Annotated in this window: 15 protein-coding genes; 5 read left to right on the forward strand and 10 right to left on the reverse strand. The window is 70.6% G+C overall.

The window, feature by feature from the left end:
- The first annotated feature begins 19 nt into the window (after window positions 1-19).
- Genes ABIE21_RS17500 through ABIE21_RS17520 form a run of 5 tightly spaced genes read left to right on the forward strand, consistent with a single transcriptional unit; the run spans window position 20 to window position 6,519 of the window.
- Complete coding sequence (locus ABIE21_RS17500; RefSeq protein ID WP_354026133.1) at window positions 20-1,180, forward strand: glycosyltransferase family 2 protein; 1,161 nt, start codon at window positions 20-22, stop codon at window positions 1,178-1,180.
- Entirely contained in the window at window positions 1,177-2,307 is a 1,131-nt protein-coding gene (locus tag ABIE21_RS17505; RefSeq protein ID WP_354026134.1) for a DegT/DnrJ/EryC1/StrS family aminotransferase, read from the forward strand. The genes ABIE21_RS17500 and ABIE21_RS17505 overlap by 4 nt, the downstream gene beginning before the upstream one ends.
- A gap of 15 nt (window positions 2,308-2,322) precedes the next feature.
- Window positions 2,323-3,831, forward strand: coding sequence for a lipopolysaccharide biosynthesis protein (locus ABIE21_RS17510; RefSeq protein WP_354026135.1), 1,509 nt, complete (start codon window positions 2,323-2,325; stop codon window positions 3,829-3,831).
- Window positions 3,828-5,291 carry a glycosyltransferase family 4 protein gene (locus ABIE21_RS17515; protein WP_354026136.1) on the forward strand — a complete coding sequence of 488 codons (1,464 nt, stop codon included), beginning with the start codon at window positions 3,828-3,830 and terminating at the stop codon, window positions 5,289-5,291. Before ABIE21_RS17510 ends, ABIE21_RS17515 begins: the two co-directional genes overlap by 4 nt.
- Window positions 5,281-6,519: a rhamnosyltransferase WsaF family glycosyltransferase gene (locus ABIE21_RS17520; protein WP_354026137.1), complete on the forward strand. Its 1,239-nt coding sequence runs from the start codon at window positions 5,281-5,283 to the stop codon at window positions 6,517-6,519. The genes ABIE21_RS17515 and ABIE21_RS17520 overlap by 11 nt, the downstream gene beginning before the upstream one ends.
- On the opposite strand, the gene ABIE21_RS17525 is transcribed toward ABIE21_RS17520, so the two are convergent.
- The 10 genes from ABIE21_RS17525 to ABIE21_RS17570 all read right to left on the reverse strand — a co-directional run bounded on the left by ABIE21_RS17525 (window position 6,488) and on the right by ABIE21_RS17570 (window position 19,677).
- On the reverse strand, window positions 6,488-7,396 hold the full coding sequence (locus ABIE21_RS17525; RefSeq protein ID WP_354026138.1) for a chain-length determining protein: 909 nt from the start codon (window positions 7,394-7,396) through the stop codon (window positions 6,488-6,490). The two genes, ABIE21_RS17520 and ABIE21_RS17525, sit on opposite strands and share 32 nt — an antisense overlap.
- Before the next feature lie 4 nt (window positions 7,397-7,400).
- Window positions 7,401-8,837, reverse strand: coding sequence for an O-antigen ligase family protein (locus tag ABIE21_RS17530; RefSeq protein ID WP_354026139.1), 1,437 nt, complete (start codon window positions 8,835-8,837; stop codon window positions 7,401-7,403).
- Window positions 8,838-9,021: 184 nt separating this feature from the next.
- Window positions 9,022-10,875, reverse strand: a complete 1,854-nt coding sequence (locus ABIE21_RS17535; RefSeq protein WP_354026140.1) for a DUF4082 domain-containing protein — start codon at window positions 10,873-10,875, stop codon at window positions 9,022-9,024.
- A 191-nt stretch (window positions 10,876-11,066) separates the two neighbouring features.
- Window positions 11,067-11,972 (reverse strand): DUF6492 family protein, encoded by a 906-nt coding sequence (locus tag ABIE21_RS17540; protein WP_354026141.1) that lies wholly within the window; start codon window positions 11,970-11,972, stop codon window positions 11,067-11,069.
- Between the two features lie 23 nt (window positions 11,973-11,995).
- Window positions 11,996-14,626, reverse strand: a complete 2,631-nt coding sequence (locus tag ABIE21_RS17545; RefSeq protein ID WP_354026142.1) for a WecB/TagA/CpsF family glycosyltransferase — start codon at window positions 14,624-14,626, stop codon at window positions 11,996-11,998.
- Window positions 14,623-15,639: a hypothetical protein gene (locus ABIE21_RS17550; protein ID WP_354026143.1), complete on the reverse strand. Its 1,017-nt coding sequence runs from the start codon at window positions 15,637-15,639 to the stop codon at window positions 14,623-14,625. The genes ABIE21_RS17545 and ABIE21_RS17550 overlap by 4 nt, the downstream gene beginning before the upstream one ends.
- Complete coding sequence (locus ABIE21_RS17555) at window positions 15,639-16,883, reverse strand: MFS transporter (protein ID WP_354026144.1); 1,245 nt, start codon at window positions 16,881-16,883, stop codon at window positions 15,639-15,641. Before ABIE21_RS17555 ends, ABIE21_RS17550 begins: the two co-directional genes overlap by 1 nt.
- A 12-nt stretch (window positions 16,884-16,895) precedes the next feature.
- Complete coding sequence (locus tag ABIE21_RS17560) at window positions 16,896-17,579, reverse strand: hypothetical protein (protein WP_354026145.1); 684 nt, start codon at window positions 17,577-17,579, stop codon at window positions 16,896-16,898.
- Window positions 17,576-18,208 (reverse strand): acyltransferase, encoded by a 633-nt coding sequence (locus tag ABIE21_RS17565; RefSeq protein WP_354026146.1) that lies wholly within the window; start codon window positions 18,206-18,208, stop codon window positions 17,576-17,578. The genes ABIE21_RS17560 and ABIE21_RS17565 overlap by 4 nt, the downstream gene beginning before the upstream one ends.
- Entirely contained in the window at window positions 18,208-19,677 is a 1,470-nt protein-coding gene (locus ABIE21_RS17570; RefSeq protein WP_354026147.1) for a sugar transferase, read from the reverse strand. The genes ABIE21_RS17565 and ABIE21_RS17570 overlap by 1 nt, the downstream gene beginning before the upstream one ends.
- Window positions 19,678-20,072 lie beyond the last annotated feature (395 nt).

Consider the following 20,072-nt stretch of genomic DNA (forward strand, 5'->3'; position numbering starts at 1 on the left):
ACCGGCCCCGGGGCCAACGGTGAGGCTCTCGCTGCCGCGGGAGGCGCCGCCCGCGAGCATCACCGTCGTCGTTCCCTGCTATCGCTACGGGCACTACCTGCGTCGCATCGTCGACAGCGTTCTCGAGCAGCACGACGTGCACGCCAGGGTGATCATCGTCGACGACGCGTCGCCCGACGACTCCGCCGACGTGGCCCGTGCGATCGCCGCCGAAGACGACCGGGTGACCCTGCTGGCGCACGAGAAGAACAAGGGGCACATCGCCACCTACAACGACGGGTTCGGCCTCGTCGAGACCGAGTTCGTGACCCTGGTCTCCGCCGACGACCTCGTCGCGCCCGGCGCGCTCGGCCGGGCGACCCGGCTGATGACCGCGCACCCCGGGGTCGGCGTCGTCTACGGACCGGTCATCGACTTCGTCGGCGACGACACACCCACCGGCGAATACCGCTGGGGCCGCGAGACCTGGAGCGTGTGGGGCGGGCACGAGTGGTTCGCCACGCTCACGCGCCGGGGGCGAAACCGCATCCTCTCGCCGGAGGCCGTCATGCGCACGGCGGCGATGCGGGAGGTCGGCCCGTATAACGCCGCCCTCCCGCACTCCGGCGACCTCGAGTACTGGCTGCGCACCGCCGCCCGCTGGGACGTCGGCCGGGTCAACGGCCGCGCGCAGGCCTACTACCGCGTGCACGGCGCGAACATGCACCTCGAGCATTTCGACGCCACGGCCGAAGACCTGCGCCAGCGCGAGCTGGCCTTCGCGGCCATCGCGGGCCGTGACCTGCCCGCGCCCCTCGACGGCCCGCGCGAGCACCGCCGCGCGCGGATGGCACTCGCGCGCGAGGCTCTGCTCGACGCGCGACGACGGCTCGACCGCGGCGCCGACTCGGAGTCGGTGCGGCCCCTGGTCGAGTTCGCCGTTGAGATCGTCCCCGGCATCCGCGCCACCGGCGCCGCACGCGCCGTAGACCGGCGGGTCCGCCGGGCCGACGCCGGGCTCAGCCCCTCACGCGCACAGCGAGCGCTCGAGTTCGCGTACAGCCAGGTCGACCGGGTGCGGTGGAAGGGCCGGAACGTCCTCGGCATCGGCAACGTGGCGAAGCACCTCGCACCCACCCCCGCACACCGATCCGCAACCACGATCATCGCGGCCTCCGCCGCGCAGGAGGAACGACGATGACCACCACGGCCCGCTCCGACGCGACGCTGACCACCGGCGTTCCCATGCTCGACCTCGGATACCAGAACCGGCAGGTGGCCGACGAGGTAGCCGAGGGGTTCGCCCGGGTCATCGACGCCAACGAGTTCATCCTCGGCAGCGACGTCGCCGCATTCGAGCGGCAGTACGCCGCCTACCTGCACGTCGACCACGTCGTCGGCGTCGGCAACGGCACCGACGCGCTCGTGCTCGCGCTGCGCGCCGCCGGCATCGGCCGGGGCGACGAGGTCGTGCTTCCCACGAACACCTTCGTCGCCACGGCGGAGGCGGTCGCCCTGGTCGGCGGCGTGATCCGGTTCGTCGACTGCGGCCCCGACTACCTGCTCGACGTCGACGCGCTGGGCGCCGCGGTCTCGAACGCGACGAGGGCCGTCATCGCCGTGCACCTCTACGGCCAGGTCGCCCCGGTGGAGCGCATCCGCGGCATCGTCGGCGACGACGTAGTGATCGTCGAAGACGCGGCGCAGAGCCAGGGCGCACGCTCGGGCGACCGTTGGGCCGGCGCGCTCGGCGACGTCGCGGCGACGAGTTTCTACCCGGGTAAGAACCTCGGCGCGTTCGGCGACGCCGGCGCGGTCATGACCGGCTCGGCGGCCATCGCCGACCGGGTGCGCGCCCTGCGCAACCACGGCGGACTGCGCAAGTACGAGCACACAGAGATCGGCACCAACTCGCGGCTCGACTCCCTGCAGGCCGTCGTGTTGAACGCGAAGCTGGCCCGACTCGACGGCTGGAACGACGAGCGTCGCGCCATCGCCGCGCGCTACACCGAGGCGCTCGCCGACGTCGACAGGGTGACGGCACCCACCACGACGCCGGGAGTCGACCACGTCTTCCACCAGTACGTCGTCGAGCTCGACGACCGCGACCGGGTGCTCGACGGACTGAACGCCGCAGGAATCGGAGCAGGCATCCACTACCCCGCCCCCGTGCACCTCCTCCCAGCCTTCGCCGAGGACTCCCCGGGCGCCGGGGCCTTCCCGGTGGCCGAACGGCAGGCGGGCAGGATCATGTCCCTGCCGATCTACCCCGGCCTCGACGAGGGCGCGCAGGCCCGGGTCGTCGAGCAGCTGGTGGCGCGCTTGTGAACGGGGCGGGCGCTCGTGACTGAGCCGACGGTGACGGCCGCGGGGCGCGGGCCGCAGGGGCTCGGCGATCGCGCGGCAGCCGGCGTGGTCTGGACCGTGCTGCAGAAGTGGGTGGTGCGCATCGGCGGCCTCGTCACCGTGGCGATTCTCGCCCGCCTGCTCGGCCCGGACGACTTCGGCGTGGTCGCCATCGCGATGACGGTGATCCCCCTCATCTACCTGCTCTCCGACCTCGGCTTCTCGACGTACGTCGTGCAGGTGGCCGATGCCTCGCAGCGGGTGCTGAGCACGGCGTTCTGGTACTCGATGTCGGCGGGCGTGCTGCTGGCCGGAGGACTCGTCGTGCTCGCGCCGACCCTCGGGTCGGCCTTCTCGCTGCCCGAGGTCGCCCCCGTTCTCATGGGCCTGTCGCCCGCCGTGCTCCTCGTCTCGCTCGCCTCGATTCCCGTGGCGCTGCTTCGCCGCAGGCTCGCCTTCCGCGCGCTCGCCCTGCAGTCCTTCGCGGCCGGGGCGATCGGCCAGGTCACGGCGATCGCCGTCGCGCTGACGGGCTGGGGCGTCTGGGCGCTCGTGCTGCAACTGCTGGTCAATCAGGCCGTCGTGCTGGTCTTCGCGTGGGTGTCGGCCCGGTGGCATCCGTCGTTCGTCTTCGACCGTGTGCAGTTCGCGACGATGTTCCGGTTCGGCACGAACGTCGTCGGCGTCGAGCTCGTCGCCCTCGCCCGCCTCTGGGCCGAGACGGCGATCGTGGTCTCGACGCTCGGCGTCACCGCTCTCGGTTTTCTCAACATCGCGCAGCGTCTCATCCAGGCGACGCACGACCTCTCCGCCGCCGCGATCCTGCCGGTCTCGACCGTCGTTTTCTCGCAGATCAGGGAGACGGTCGACCGGCTGCGCGCCGGCTACCTCCGCGCGCTCGCGCTGTCGTATGTCGTGGTGATGCCGGTGATGGTGTTCGTCGCGGTCGGCGCGCCGCTCATCGTCCCGCTGCTGTTCGGCGACCAGTGGGGGGCGAGCATCGTGCCCGCCCAGGCGCTCGCCGTCGCCGGCATCATGACCCTCGGCGCCATGCTCGACAACGGGCTCTTCTACGGCGCCGGCAAGCCGGGGCGCTGGCTCGTCTACGCGATCGGCATCGACGTGATCACCGTCGCGACGACGGCCTTCGCCTCCCGCTACGGCCTCGTCGGCATCTCCGTCGGGTTCGTCGTCGTCGCGTTCGTCGCCACGGTCGTGCGCTGGGTGATCGTCTCGCGACTCGTCGACTCCACGCCGTGGACGGTCGCGAGACCGTTCGCGCTGGTCTCGATCGCCGGCGTGGTCTCCGCAGCCGCGGGGATCGCCGCGATGGCGCTGCTCGCCGAGCTGCCGGCTCTCGTCGTGCTGCTCGTCGTCGGACTCGTGATCGTGGCGCTGCACCTCGGTGTCGTGCGGCTGGTGCAGCCGGCGCCGTTCCGCGAACTCGTCGGACTCGTCGGCCGCAGGCTCCGCCGACGCGCTCCCGCCGTGGCGGTGACACCGTGAGCGGCGCAGCGCGGCAGCGCATCCTGCTCTCGTTGCAGCGCCGTCTCGCGTGGATCCCCGCCCCGCTCCGGCAGCGCGCGCGGGTGCTGCTCGGCCGCGACCTCGAGAGCGAGGCGGTCGTCGACGGCTGGACGGCACCGCTGATCTCCTCGGCCGCCGCACCCGCACTCGAGTGGCCCGCCGTGAAAGCCGCGGCCCCCGTCGTGGCGCCCACGGCGACCGGCTCGGCCGGGGGCGCGTCCCGGTTGCGCTGCCTCCTGGTCACCGAGTCGGTCGACGCCTCCGGCATGGACGAGTTCGTGGCGTTTCTCGCGCGGCGGCTGCGCCGGCACGGGATACTCACCGCGGTCATGGTGGCGTCGGATGACCCGGCGAAGGGCATCGGCGGCATCGGTCGCGCGCTCGCCGACGAGGGCATCGAGGTGGTCGACCCGAAGCGCGCGGCCGGATCCGACTGGATGAGAGCCTGGCGGCCCGACGTGCTCAGCATCCACGGTTCTGCCGACTGGCCACTCGAGGCGGCGGCCGAACTCGGCATCCCGGCGGTCGAGACGCTGCACGGCATGCACAACCTCTTCGGGGCGGCGCCCGCCGACGTGGTGCGCAGGAGAAGCCTCGTCTCCGGTCTGATCAGCGTGAGCGAGATGGTGCGGCTGCAGTACCTCGCCCTCGACCGCGAGCTCGACCCGGCGCGCATCCTGACGATCCCGAACGGGGTCGACTCGCACCGGGTGCAGTCGGTCGACCGCGCCCGGGCGCGGGCCGCACTCGGCCTCACCGACGAGTTCCTCTTCGTGTCGCTGGCCAGGCACTCGCTGCAGAAGAACGGCTACGCGCTGGCGAGCGCGTTCGACGAGGTCGCTGCGGCGGCACCCGACGCGCACCTGCTCATCTGCGGCCGCTCCGACGACAGGTCGTACACGGGCCAGGTGGTGGCACTGAAGCAGCGGCTGCCGCACGGCGACCGCCTGCACCTGCGCCAGAACACCCCGCAGGTCGCGGCGCTGCTCGCGGCCGCCGACGCCTTCGCGCTCGACTCGTTCTTCGAGGGCTGGTCGCTCTCGTCGATGGAGGCGCTCGCCTCGGGGGTGCCCGTCGTGGTGAGCGACGTCGGCGGAGCCAGGGAGCAGCTCACCGGCGGCCCCGCGAAGGGCGCCCTGATCGCCAACCCGCTCGGCGACCCGCTGGCCGTCGACTGGGCGGCCATCAGTGCTGCCCGGTTCCGCGAGCAGGCCAACCGCGCCGAGCTGGTCGACGCGATGACCGCCCTCGCCCGCGGCACGATGCCGCTCGACTCCCGTGCGGCCATCGCGGCCGACTCCCTCGCCCGCTTCGACGACGAGCTGTGCATCAGGCGGCACGCGCAGGCGATCCGGGCGACGGCAGAGGGCCGGCCGCTCGTGCTCTCGGGGGACCTCGCAGTGGCGGCGACGACGATCGGAGACAACCATGCTCGATAACGCGCGCTCGCGAGCGCGGCAGATCATCCGGGTGCTCAGGGCGGAGGGGCTGGAGGGGGCTCGACGGCGCGCGCGCAGGGTCGGTCACCGCGTGCTCGGTGCGGAAGCCGAGGAACTGCCGCTGCTCGCCTCGGACGTCGCCGACTCGACCCAGCTCGCGCCGTTCGCCGAACCCGTGCGGGTCTCGGGCCGGCCGTTGAGGATCGGCTGGATCACCACCCCGCCCGGTGCCGGCTCGGGCGGGCACACCACGATGTTCCGCATGATCGAGGGGCTCGAGCGCGCGGGACACGACAACCGTCTCTACCTCTACGACACCTCGCACGGCGACCTCGCGAGGCACGAGCGGGTGGTCCGCGAGAACTGGCCCGCCGTCGCCGCGTCAGTGCACGACGTGGCGGCGATCTCCGGCAGCGGCGGGGCGACGGACGCCGACGTGTGGGTGGCGACCTCGTGGCAGAGCGCGCACGTGCTCGCATCCCGTCCGCACCTGTCCGGTCGCCGGATGTACTTCGTGCAGGACTACGAGCCGTACTTCTACGCCCACGGGTCGCTGTACGCGCTCGCCGAAGACACCTACCGCTTCGGATTCACCGGCATCACAGCGGGAGCGTGGCTCGCCGAGGAGCTCGCCGACCGGTTCGGCATGCACAGCAGCCATTTCGAGTTCGGAGCCGACCTCGACGTCTACTCCGTCGCATCCGGTGACGGCGCGCCCGCCCGCGACGGCGTCGTCTTCTACACCAAGCCGGGCGTGGCCCGACGGGGCCACGCGACGGGCATGCTCGCCCTCGAACGGTTCGCGCGCGTCCGCCCCGACGTGCCGATCCACCTCTTCGGTGACCCGGTGCCGCAGGTCCCGTTCGCCGCGGTGAATCACGGACGGCTGCGCCCCGACCAGCTCGACGACCTGTATAACCGCTGCCGGGTGGGCCTCAGCCTCTCGTTCACCAATGTGTCGCTGATCCCGTGGGAGCTGCTGGCCAGCGGAACGGTCCCGGTCGTCAACGACGCGCGCCACAACCGCGTCGTGCTGGACAACCCCGAAGTGGTGTGGGCGGATGCCACGCCGGGAGCACTCTCCGCGGCGATGCAGGCGGCCTACGACTCGTACGACCTGTCCACGGCTCCCGCCAGGCTCTCGCGCTCGGTCGTCGGCGCCAGCTGGGCCGACGCCGCGCAGAGTGTGGCCGCGTTCATCGAGTCGCAGACGCTCGACCGCGCCTGAGATCGGCGGAGTCGTCGTCGGCGGAGTCGGCGGCGGCGCCGGCGGCGCCGGCGTCGTTGCCGCGCGCGGCCGCGGGCTTCGTCTCGGCCGTCGCGCCGGCGTCGGGCTTCGTCTCGGCCGTCGCGCCGGCGTCGGGTTTCGCCTCGGCCTCTGACGCGGCCTTCGCGTCGACGTCGGCCTTCGCGTCGGCGTCGGCCTTCGCGTCGGCGTCGGCCTTCACCTCGGCCTTGCGGGCGCGGTGCGCCTTTCTCGACGATTCGACCCAGGTGCCCAGCGAGATCGCGCCGAAGATCAGGATCACCCCGCCGAGAGACACCATGATCACCGTGCGCACACGGCTCGAGAGCTTCTCGGTGGCGCGGTCGGGCTCGGCCACGACGATCGGGGTGAACAGGAAGCGCTCGTCGGCCCCGTTGATCGTCTGCACACTGTGCAGGCTCTCCTCGAACAGCGTGCCCAGCTCGCGGATGGTCGCGAGCGACTGGGCCTCGGTCTCTCCCGAGGCGGTGATCGATACGATGAGCCCCCCGCCGCCCGCGCCGGGGGTGGCCAGGAACTCGGTGCCCAGTCCCTGTCGCTCCAACTCCTCCTGCGTTCCGGGAGCGTTGAGGCGCGTGATCACGACGTTGGCGACCAGATTGGGATCGGACGACCGGAGGTAGGGGTTGTCGGCGTTGAGGTCGACGAGTGTGGGATCGAGCTCGAGCTCGGCCTCCGTGGGGACCTTCGGGTTCACGAGTGCGTAAGAGATGCTCGACTCGTAGGTTCTCGGCCCGTAGAAGTACACGGCCACCGCGGCGGCGACGGTCAGGATGATCGCGGGAAAGGCGAACCACTTCATCCGCCAGATCGTTCGAATCACTGCGAGGGGGTCCATGCCGTCAATCCATTCGGGTAGTTTGCGGTGTTGTCGTGGCCGGAGCCGGGGAGCTGCCCTCGTTCTTCACCATGATCCAGATGGCCCCGGAGAGCCCGACGAGCAGCGGGTAGCTGAGGGCGAAGGTGGGGAACGACAGGGAGTCGAAGGTCACCGAGCAGACGGCCGCGACGGCGAGTCCGGCGGCGGATGCCCCCGCGAGGCAGCGAAGCGCCGGGAACGCGGCGTGACGGGCCGAGTGCAGCGCCGCGACACCGGGAAGCACGAGGTAGATGAAGACGCAGATCAGTCCGACGATCCCCATGCTCACGATGGTGTTGAGGTACTGGTTGTCGAGGATCTCCTGCGCGTTCTGCACCGTGTAGTTGCCCGGTCCGACGCCGAACCACGGTTTCGCGTCGATCATGCGCGCCACCCGCGGATAGTTGTTCACCCGCGTGGCGATCGACGGGTCGGACGTGTCGGCGCCGAGGGCGTCGGTGATGGTGCCGACGAACCCCGGCACGGCGACGAAGAGCGCGATGATCACGAACGGCAGCGCCGCGATGGTGCGCTGCCGGGCGATCCGGGGCAGGAACGGGAGCAGCACCGCGATGGCGACGACGGATGCGAGGGTGCCCGACCGCGACACCGTCGCGGCGACCGCGAAGACGAGCAGCGCCGTCTGCAGCCAGTGAAACCAGCGCTGACCGCGCTGGTCGTACAGGGCCCGCCAGATAGACAGCGGCAGCAGCATCGCGCTGACGACACCGAACTCGATGGAATGGAAGGTGCTGCCCGCCACCCGCACCAGATTGCCTCTGGCCTGGAACGGGGTGTCTCCGCCGTTGTAGGTGAAGCCGGGCATGGCGAGCTGCACCCACTCCATCGGGTTCACGCGCAGGGTGAACTGGATCAGGCCGACGACGCCGCAGAAGAACGCGCCCGCGAGCAGCCATCGCAGCAGCTGCATGGCGTCGGCCATCGTCTTCACCGACTCGGCGGCGACGAGGATGAGCCCGAGGCTGGCGAACGCGAGGATGAGCCAGCGGTCGGCGGCGGCCAGGCCGGTGACCGTGGCGTCACCCGTCCAACCGCCGTAGAGGGCCGTGTAGGAGACGATGATCCCGAGCACGAAGAACACGCCAGCCATGCGGCCGGGATGCCTGACGCGCACGGGGTCGTGGAGACGCCAGATCCACGACGCAAGCCAGAAGACGAACAGCAGGCACGACAGGATCATGGGCACCGTGCCTGCGGCGCCGATGTCCTTGATCACCATGCTCGAGGGGAAGACGAACATCGAGAACGCGGTCACCCGCAGCAACAGAGGAGTGCGGCCCAGCGCGGCCAGCGCGGCGCCGTCCGAGGTGACGTCGACCTGCGCCCGGTGTCCGGTGGCACGCGCGACGGTCGTCGCCGCGTGCGCCGCCGTTTCGGGTACGAGGGAGCCGCGAGCCATCAGCAGATCCTCCGATCGGGTGCAGATTCCTCCAAATGGTTTCTACAGGGTACAGCTCTGGGAGTTTTGCCACGCCCCTCGAACTGGGGGCAGAACGAGGGTGCTATGCGCCCCCCGAAAACACGAAAGCGGTCGCGCACGGTTTCCCGTGCGCGACCGCTTGGAACGCGATCGTGCTATTCGATCAGCCGAGCGCGATCCGGTAGACGTGGTGCGTCGACTCGCTCGCGAACGAGTCGCTGAACGATCCGTTCGACACCGCGATGGTGCGGCCCTCGCCGACCACCTCGACGTTTCCGGTCACCCCTGCGGGAAGGGTGAACGAGCGGGTTCCGGTGCCGCCGTCGGTCATGGCGAAGATGTACGCCGAACCGCCCTGGGTCTTGAGCATGGTCTCCAGCTGCGGTCCGAAGTTCCAGACGTACGACTGGGTGTTGATGACCGGTGCGAGCGAGGCGACCTTCGCGTCGACGGCCTTGACCTTGTTCTGCAGAGCGGCCCCGCAGTCGATCAGCGAGTAGTTGCCACAGCCGCTGTTGTTGTGCTGGAAGTAGGCGATTCCGGCGGCACCGTGGATGATGCCGTTCCAGACCGCGCCCTCGAGCTGGTCGCCGGTGATCGCCTTGGCGCCGCCCTCTGTGAGGTACGGCATGGCCGTCTCGACGAACACCCAGTTCGGCTTCGACGCTGCCGGCGCCGCGAACGACTCCATCCGGTCCTGCAGCCAGCCGTAGCTGCTCGCACCCGCGGTCTTCTTGCCCTTCGGCCATGCGGGCGAGCCGGGCAGGATGGACTGCACGTGCGGGCTCGAGTAGGCGTACTTGTCGACGCTGGTCACGTCGAGCAGTCCGACGTGGTCGTCCATGGTGTTGGGCGCCCAGTAGTTGCCGAGCACTCCGTTGCCGAAGTTCGCCTGCACGAAGCGGCCGTCGTTGTGCGAGCGGGCCTCGTCGACGAACTGCTTCTGGGTGGCGAGTCGTCCGTACTCGTCGTCACCGTCGTTGCATCCGCCCAGTCCCATCTCGCACTCGTCGGAGACGTGCCATCCGACGACGAGCGGGTCGTTGCCGACTTCGCTCGGGCTCCACTCGGGCTGCGCGAGCAGCGAGATGCCCTGGCCGGTGATGGTGCTTACCTTCGAGCCGTCGTGCTCGGCGCCCATGTAGGTGTTCACTCCGAGGCCGGCGAGGGTCTTGGCGTGCTCGGGCTTGCCGAAGAAGACGGAGATCGGGAAGAACCCGGGCTCGTCCCAGCCTGCCGCGTTGGCCTTCGAGAACTTCGCGTAGTAGGCCGGGCCTCCCCACCAGGGATCACGGGGAAGGTCGAGTGTGCCGTCGCCGCCGGCCGGGGGGACCACCGGCGGAAGCGGTGTGTCGACCGGAGGGACCACCGGGGGGACCGGGGGAGTCGTCGGGTCTACCGGCGGTGTCGTGGGCTCGACCGGGGGCGTGGTCGGCTCGGCCGGTGGCTGGGTGGGCTCGGCCGGCGGAACGGCCGCCGCCGTGTAGAGGATGTCGACGTAGTAGTTCGAGTTCTCGAAGTTCTTCGACGGGAATCCGCCGGGGCGGTAGGTGTAGACGCCGGCGCCCTCGGGGAACGTCACTGTTCCGTCGGAGACGGCGCGGTCGAATCCGCTCGAGTCGGCAGAGTACCGTCCGTTGGGCGCGAGGTACGAGGCCACCAGGGTCTCGCCCGCAGCGACGGCGACCGGCTCCGCGAACGTGGCGGTCTGCCATCCGGATCGCGTCTCGTTCGAGAACGTCACCTTGGACAGCGCCGTTCGCGACGAGTTCCACAGAGTGCCGACGTGCTCGCCCGTGTTGTCGGGGCCCTTGAAGAACTTCATGCCGGTGACGGTGATGTCGGCGTCGGTCGTGAACCGCACGCCCAGCTCGACCGCCTGGGTGTCGGGGTCGGTCACCATTTCCGGCGTGCGCGACGCGTCGAAGACGCTCTCGTCGGCGATCGCGGCCTGCGGGGCGTGCATAAAGCTGACCAGCGAGAGCGTCACGACGGCGCTCGCGGAGATCACGCCCATCGCCCATTTCGCAAGGGGTCTGCGCGGCGGGTTTTTGCGGTGGAGACTATGTTCGGGGACGTGTGGCATCGGAATCCGCTCCGTTCGAAATCGGCGCACCTGAGTGCAATCGCCGACCACGCTAACACCGCGTCGATACGAATGAATGGGATATGAGAACACCCTCATTCGGGGGGTAGTGGCGGGCCGGTTCACTGCACCGCAGATCGGATGAATCGGAGGACCTCCGGCGGGGTGTGCGAGTTCGACTGGACGTGCACGGCGATGTCGTCGGGGTGGATCGACTCGACGAATTCTGCGGCCCTCTCGAGGTCGAGGGGGCGCGGGTCCCAGTGGCTGTGGCACAGTGTGCGATCCGCGACGAACGAGAGCTGGCGCTCGGTGCCGAACTCGGCGAGGTACTCGCCGTAGAGCACGTACTCCGAGAACTCCCACTCGCGGGAGACCGCTGTCTCCCACGCCCGGCCCGAGACGCCCGCCAGTCGCGCGGTGCACAGCCGCACGACGTCCGGGTCCCAGGAGATCAGGCTGCCGATCGGGTCGGCGTAGGGCGGCGGGCCGTCGGGTGCGACGCCCAGCATGCGCCGCGCGGCCGCGTGCCACTCCACATGCCCGGTCATCTCCGCGGTGATCGCGGCCGGCTTGCGGTAGAACCGCACCGCTGCTCCCGACGAGAATGTCGCTTCGGCGACCGGGCGGATGAGCTGCGCGTCGGAGTCGATGACGAGAACGGTGTCGCACTCGGCCCGCATCGCCATGCTGAGTTTCACGATCTGCTGCAGCAGCCAGCCGCGCAGCGGCGGCCACGGACGACGGGTGTTGACGGCGATGAAGCGGGCACCGCGGGGCACCCGGGGGATGCGGGCGACAGCGTGAGCGAACCACGCGGTCGACACGAACGTCCTGGGCAGCAGCGCGCGGTAGCCCACCAGCACCATCCGGCTCGACCGGAGGGTAGCGAAGAGCGGGACGTCTTCGTCGGGCACGACTACGTAGTGGAGCACAGCGGGATCGGTGAACTCGAGCACCGACCGATGCAGCGCGGAGAAGCTGTCGAAGTCGGGGGCGTACGACGGCGTCAGGATCGCGAGGGTCACGGGCGCCGCCCGTTCGCGCGCACTCAGGACTCCTCGTCGAAGAGCGGGACCCGGTGGCTGGTCGTGCGCGTTCGAGCGACGACGGGACCCGGCGCGCGCGGAGAGCGCGAGTCGCCGGCACGGCTCGACTCGTCGCGCTCCCAGACCGAGGTCGCTGCCGCCCGACGTGCGCGTCGTCGGCCCACCGCGGTGAGAAGGGCGTAGACGGTGGCGTCGGAGAGCGTGAACGGACCGCGCACGCTCGAGACAAGCTCGACGACGGTGGTCGAGGTCGTCGGCTGAGCCGGGGCCGCCAGGTTGCCGCGGTGCTGGCGGGTGAGTATCGCGAGCAGCCCGGCGAGGCTGCGCGGGGTGCGGACACGCACCGGCTCGGTGGGGACGACGACCTTCTCGCCCGGTACGAACAGCGAGTCCACCACGAGATCGTCGGCGGTCACGTCGGGAAAGCGGCCGAGCCTGGCGTGGCCGGCTTCGCTCAGTGCGTACGCCCCAGCGCCCCAGAGCGACTCGTCGCTCGATGGCACCCGTGCGCGCGCCCGGTAGTATGCGCGGACGAGCCCGGTCGCCCCGCTCGTGTCGTAGCGGAAGGCGGGACGCGCGGCGAGCACCCGGCCGGTCTTCAGTTCGGCGAAGACCGCGGCGACGGCCCCGGGGTGGATCTCGACGTCGGCGTCCAGATAGAGGCGTGGCCACGACGTCGCCGCGGCGTCTCCCGCGTTCAGCGCGGATGCCTTGGACGGTCGGTCGATCTCGACGACCCGCACCCCGGCGAATCCCCTGGCGATCTGCGCTGTGTCGTCGGTGCACCCGTTGCACACGACGATCACCTCGGCGGTCCCGCCGTCGGCGAGCGGAGCCAGTGCGCGTAGCGAGCGCGCGATCACCGCCGCCTCGTTGTGTGCCGGCACGATGACGGCGCCGATCGGCGTGGAACGGGGATGCGCGGCCCACCGCGTGGCGTGGGGCAGGCGTCTCCACGACGGCTGGTCGAGCAGCACGCGGAGGGTGTCGCGATGCTCCCTCGTGTAGCTGCGCATCGCCTCGTGCAGGATCACGGCGGCGTGGAACCCGGCGGCGTAGCCCGGTGTGTGGTGTTTGCGCACGTACCGCACGCGGTTGACCGCCATCAGCGCCGCCAGTTCCGGCGAGGTGCCCGATCCGCCGCGATCGTGGCTGACCCGTGCGTGGGGTTCGAACCAGATCTCGTACCCGAGGTCGCGGAGCCTGCGGAAGTAGTCGGTCTCCTCCGAGTAGAGGAAGAACCGGGCGTCCCACTGGCCGGCCACCCGGGCGACCTCGCGGCGAACCAGCAGAGCCGCACCCGTCGCCCATTCGACGCGGTGCGCGTGCTGGTAGCTCTCCGGGTTGGTATCGGTCTCGCTCGAGAAGGCCGGCCGGTCGCCGCCACGGCTGCCGAGCAGCGCGTCGCCGATCGCGCGCCAAATCGTCGGCTCGCGGCGCAGCGAGTGGTACACGGCGCCGTCGGGGGCGAGGACTTTCGGCACCACCGCGCCGACGCCCGGCTGGCGGAGCCTCCGCAGCATCTCGGAGATCGACCCGGCCTCGACCTCGAGGTCGGGATTCAGCACGAGGAGCGCCTCCGCGTCGCCGGCCCGGCGCAGCGCGAGGTTGATGCCCATGGCGTAGCCGCGGTTGCCGGCGGGGTCGACCGTGATGATGTCGGGGTGCGCCGCGACGAGAGCACGGGTCGAATCGGTCGACCCGTTGTCGGCCACGACCACGCGCAGCCGCAGGTGTTCCGCCTCGGACCGCAGGCTCTCGATCAACGCACCGACGTGCCGCGCGCTGTTGTAGGTGACGATCGCCACCGCGACGTCGGCGTGCTCGCTCTCCGGAAGGAAGCGTCCGGTCGCGCTGCGCGGTCTGGTAGCGGGACCCTGCTGTCGATGCACGGAACGGTAGGCGGGCGGACCGTCGACGAGATAGCGCGTCGCGAGTCTGCGCGGTTCGTGGGCGAGTCGCCAGGCCCATTCGACGCCGGCGGCGGCGACCCACCGGGGGGCGCGGTCGACCCGGCCGGCGAGAAAGTCGACGACGGCACCGAAGGCGAGGAGCACCCGGGCGCCGGTCGCTTCGCCATGCTGGGCCATCCACAGCTCCTGACGCGGTTTTCCGAGGCAGACCACGAGGATCCCGGTGTGGGCCTCGGCGATCTGCCTCGCGATCTCGCCGGAGCGGTCCCGGTCGCCGAGGTCGTCGCGTGACGGCGACCACATCCCGGCGAGTTCGAGCGACGGATAGTCGTCGGCGAGCCGGTCGCGCAGGGCGGTGTGCGTCTCGTTGTCGCCGCCGAGAAAACCGACCCGCACCCCGTCGCTCTCGGCCGCCCGCAGGACGTCGTCGATCAGGTCGCTGCCGGCGAGCCGCGGCCAGGCCCGCCCGGTGAGACGGCTGGCCTGTGTCGCGATCGGTGCACCGTCGATGAGGTGCAGCCATTCGAGCGGTGCGCGGTCGATCACGCCCTGCCAGCGCGACCCGCTGCCGAAGTGGTGCACGTGGTCGAGGTTGACCGACACCACTCCGAGCGGCGGCGCCTCGCCGTCGAGGGAGCGCTGCCGGATCTCCTCGACGGCACCGGAGCGGTCGCGCAGGTCGATCGGGCAGCCGCCGAGAGTGATGCGTTCGGCGCTCACGGCCGGACCGCCGACGGCGACGTCGCGTGTTCGATGAAGAGAGCGGATGCGCCGCGACCGTCGGCCTGGATCGACCAGACGTCGCTGTCGCCCGGCTGGTCGTCTCGGGCCAGGCCGTAGAGAAGTGTCGAGTCGTCGAGCCATTCGACCTGGTCGTCGATGTTGCGCGGATCGGGCATCACTGTCTCCTTGTTCGTGGTCAGGTCGAGCACGGCGATCGACCAGTGCGCGGTCGCAGTCGTCGAGATGTTCTTCTTGAACGCGATGCGGGTCTCGTCGGGTGAGAGCGACGGGCACTCGACCGATTCCCGCACCGAGGTGAGGGTGCGCGCGGCGAGGTCTCCGCGCACGAGCCAGGTCTTCGAGCCCGTGGCGGCGGTGGCGTAGAACACGTCGGGGTCGCTCGTGAACGTGACCCCCCAGAAGTTGCGGTCGGCCGCGGTGTTGGGCGTGCCGTCGATGGTGAGCGCGAAGTCCTCGAGGTTGCCGTAGTCGTCGCCGTGGATCGTGGAGATCTGCGTCGCGGTGGCGAAACCGACGGTGGCGTAGGCCTCTCCCGTCACGAACGAGGTGAAGGCGACGCGCTCGCCGTCGGACGAGACACGCGTCCTGCTCGGGATGCCGGGCAGCGACCAGCTGCGCTGCACGGTTCCGGCGGTGTCGAGGAGGTTCGCCGAGAACGTCGTCAGCACTCCACGGTCGATGCGCAGGCACATGGTCGACCGGGCTTCGGAGTAGACGCGGTCGCACGCGATGTCGGTGACCGAGCGATCGCCGGAGGGGTCGTCGGCAGAAACGCTCGCCACGAGCCCGTAGGCCGCATCCGCCGTCGTGTTCCGGAAGACGATGCGGCCGGCCGCCACCTGCCTGTCGAAGGCCGCGGTCTGGGCCTCGGCGGGGATCGCCTGCCGGGCCTGATGGCCGACGATGGCGCTGACCGCGTACGCGGCGGTCGATCCGAGCAGCACGACCGTCAGCACGACGGCGGTGACGAGGCGCGCGCGGGGGGTCATCAGACGGCCGAGGTCCGTGCGAGCGGGCGCACCATCACCAGCAGCGCGGGGATGGCGGCGGCGAGGGCGGCCGCGACGATGATGACCGCGAGCTCACGGCCGACGGCGAACCAGAGGATGCCGAAGGCGGTCGAGCCGACGAGGCGCCCGATGGCGACGACGGTCTGAGCCGCCGCGATCCCGGTGGCGCGGTTCTCGGGCGGGGTGGCCTCGCTCGCGAGCGCGGCGAGCACCCCGTCGGTCGCCGCGTAGAACGCGCCGAGCAGCACGAGGCAGGCGACGGTGACGGCGGCGCCGCCCACCGGCAGGGCGGCGCAGGCGTAGGCGCCGAGGAGCGCGACGTGTCCGAGCACGAACACGCGCGCGCGGCCGAAACGGTCGGCGAGCCGGCCGAGGGGCACGGCGAAGATGAAGAACGCCACGTTGGTGCCCACGTAGAGCAGCGGGAACCACTGCGCCGCGAAGGGACTGCGGTCCTGCAGGACGAGGTAGATGAAGCCGTCGCCCACGGTGAGGACGGCGAGGATGCCGGCGGTGAACATGAGGCGGCGCAGGCGCGGCTCGGCGAGGGTGCGCCAGCGGAACGGCTGGCGCGGCTCGCCCGCCGCAGCGCTCTGCCGCCGCGGACGGATCGCCGGAACGACGAGCCCCAGGATCACCACGCCCACCACCGCGAAGCCGAGCGACACGATGAAGACGAGGTGGTAGCCGGTAGGCACGAAGAAGAGGATCAGGAAGGCGAGCAACGGCCCGCCGGCCGCCCCGATCGTGTCGAGCATGCGGTGCACGCCGAACGACCTGCCGAGATTGGATGGCACGGACGACGCGGTGATGAGCGCGTCGCGGGGCGCTGTGCGCACGCCCTTGCCGAGGCGGTCGAGTGCGATCACCGAGGCGATCCCGGCGAAGCCGCTGACGAAGAGCAGGCCGACCTTCGTGGCGGCGGAGGCCGCGTAGCCGAAGAACGCCACCCACTTCGGGTTGTCGGTGCGGTCGGACGCCCAGCCGCCGCCGATGCGCACGATGGCGCTCACTCCCTGGTAGATGCCGTCGATGAACCCGTACGCGATCGTCGACAGCCCGAGCGCGCCCGTTATATAGAGGGGAAGGATCGAAGCGACCGATTCCGACGAGATGTCGGTGAGCATGCTGACCACACCGAGGGTCACGACGACGGATGACACGCGCGCGGCGGGGGCGCCGGTCTTCTGGCGCGGGCCGCGTTGGGGGAGGGAGATGTACACGGGCGGCGCCGATCAGCGGGTCACATCGATGGCGCCGAAGAGGGAGTAATGGGCGCCGTCGCCGTCGGGCTTCACCGTCAGGGTGACGCTGTCGCCGCCGCGCGAGAACACCGTGCCGCTCGAACCGCCGGTCGCCGGAGTGGACGTGCCGGGCAGCGACAGGGCCGCGAACACGGTGCGGTAGTACTCGGTGACGCTCGCCGGCGACTGTGTCGTCGTGGCCTCGAGGGTGGCCTGCACCCGGTTGCCGCTCGAGCTGACCGACGACGCGACGACGGTCGACTGCTCGGCGATCGGGATCACCCTCGGAAATCCGGCCACGATCTTCTGCAGTGCCGAGGCGTCGGCGGGCAGGTCGCCGGTCATCAGCGGCGGCAGCGCGAGCGGCGGCGGTTGCCCCGGGTCTGGTTGCGCCCCGGCCTCCACCTCTGTCGAGGTTCGGGGACCGAGGGGAACGGGGGCGGCAGAGAACGGGGGCCGCGCCGACTCGGCGTCGGTCGCCGGAGGCGAAGCGGTGGGAGGGGCGGATGACGCGTCGCCGGTGCGGCCCGTGGGTGCGGCGACCCCGGGGATCGAGGTGCTCGCCGGGGCGGGGACGACGGAGTACGTAACGGCGACGGCGGCAATGACGCCGGTCAGCACGAGGCCGCCCACGACGAGCCGCCGTAGTGTCGCCTGCGAAGTCTGCTGCGTCATTGCGGCGAAAGCACCCCCTCGTGCTCGACGAAGCGCTCGCCGGTGCTCGGACAGACGAACTCTCCGTCGCCGGTAGCGACCAGCGGCACTCCGGCGCGGCCGACCCAGCCGACCCGGTGCGCCGGAACGCCGACGACCATCGCGTAGTCGGCGACGTTGCGGGTGACCACGGCGCCGGCCGCGACGAGCGCGTACCGCCCGATGGTGATGGGCGCGACGCAGACCGCGCGAGCCCCGATCGACGCTCCCGTCCGCACGGTGACGCCGACTGCCTGCCAGTCGTCGTTCGTCTGCCTGCTGCCGTCGATATTGATCGCGCGCGGGTACGAGTCGTTGGTGAAGACCACGGCGGGGCCCACGAAGACGCCGTCCTCGAGCAGTGCCGGCTCGTAGACGAGGGCATAGTTCTGCAGTTTGCAGTTGCGGCCGATGATCACGCCGGGCCCGACGTAGGCGCCCCGGCCGACGATGCACCCGCCGCCGATCTGCGCGTACTCACGGATCTGGGCCAGGTGCCAGACGAGGCTGTCCGGCCCGATCTTCGCGCGCGGGTCGATGTCGGCGGTCGACGCGATGCGGGGTGGGAGGTCTTCGTCGTGCATGAGCGACCGCTCGTCGAGGCCGGTCATCAGTACGCCCCCACCGGCTGGGCGACGACCTTGACGGTGCGCCACAGGATGATGAGGTCGCCCATGATCGACCAGTTCTCCACGTAGTAGAGGTCGAGCCGCACGCTGTCCTCCCAGCTGAGGTTCGAGCGTCCGTTCACCTGCCACATGCCGGTGAGCCCCGGCTTGATGTAGAGGCGGCGGTGAACGTGGTCTTCGTAGGCGCTCACCTCCTGGGCGAGCGGGGGGCGCGGCCCGACGAGGCTCATGTCGCCGACGAGCACGTTCCACAGCTGCGGCAGTTCGTCGAGCGAGTACTTGCGCAGCGTGCGGCCGAGGCGGGTGACCCGCGGGTCGTTCTTCATCTTGAACAGCACGCCGTTGCCCTCGCTGCTCGCGGTGAGTGTCTCGAGCTGCTGCGGTGCCGCCGCGTTCATCGACCGGAACTTGAAGATGCGGAACGGCACCCCGCCGCGCCCCACACGCTCCTGGGCGAAGAACGAGCTGCCCTCGCTGTCGAGCCGCACCATGATCGCGATCACGGCGAAGACCGGCGCGAGCAGGAGCAGGGCCGTCGCCGCGATGGTGACGTCCATGGCGCGTTTCGCGACGTGCTTGCCGCCGTCGAACTGCGGGATCTCGACGTGGATGAGGGGGAGTCCCTCGACGGGGCGGAAGTGGATGCGCGGCCCGGCCACGTTGGCGAGGCTCGTCGCGAGGATCAGGTCGGCGGTAGTGCCCTCCAGCTGCCAGGCGAGGTCGTGGATGTAGTCGCTGCCGCCGTTGGGCTGACCGGCCACGACGACCCCCTCCACGCCGAGCGTGCGAGCGAACTCCGCCGCCCGCGCCAGCCCGGAGAGAACCACGAGGTCGTCGAGCTGGCCCATCGCGGGCGCTGCGTCGTTCTCCTCGACGACGGCTCCGACGACCGAGTAGGCGGCGCCCGAACTGCTGCGGATCTGCGAGACGACCTTCTCGACGTCGGGCTGTTTGCCGATGACGATGACACGGGAGAGGAAGTGCCCGGTCTTCCGCTGGCTCATGAGCCACTGCCGCCAGAGCCAGCGGCCCAGGAGGAGGGAGAAGAGACCGAGCGGAAACGCGAGGGTGAGAAACCAACGGGCCGTGTCGGCCTGGAAGACGAGGAACACGACGGCCAGCAGGCCGAACGTGGTGGTGCTGGCGTGCGCGACGCGTTTGTACTCGCTCGCGCCGATTCCGACGACCCGGGGGTCGCGGCTACGGAACGCAGACAGGCTGAAGGCCCACGCCAGCACCACGAGCGCCGACATCAGGGCGAAGCGCGCCGCCGCCGGAGAGTCGAACGTCTCGGCCGTGTCGAATCCGAAGCGTGCCAGGAACGTCGCGCCGACCGCGGCGACGATGGTGGCCGCGTCGGTGACCCGCAGTTTCGTGCGGTAGCTGCTGGCCCAGCGCGCCCCGCTCGCGGGTGAATCCGCGAGCGGGGAGCTGGCCGGTGTCTCTTTCACCCCCGATCGCGCGGAATGCGGCTGGGTGCCGTGGGCTCCGATGGTGCTGTGTAGAGGGTGCTGAAGCGCGACACGCCGCGAGCGGCTTCGGGAAAGCGCGAATTCGACCACTAGTTTTTTCCTGCATTCCAGTACTTCGGGGACGACTAAGAGCACCGTGGGTGCGGCGCTCCTATTACTGGGTTCCGAAGCAGGCTCGACCGGGTATGTGTCGAGTTCGGGTGCTGCTCCGGGTGTGGGGTAAAGCTGACCCCCCAAGGGGGGCGACGACCCGACGCTATTCCCCCGGCTCTGCCCCTCCATATCCCCCCTTCGGGGGGCAGCTATGGGAGCGCGCTATGTGCTTTAGTGTTCGTCACCGAACCCCGATTTAGCGCTCCGACGCTCTCCAGCAG

Origin of the sequence: Conyzicola nivalis, from assembly GCF_040548875.1 — a bacterium.
Classification (GTDB): Bacteria; Actinomycetota; Actinomycetes; order Actinomycetales; family Microbacteriaceae; genus Conyzicola; species Conyzicola nivalis_A.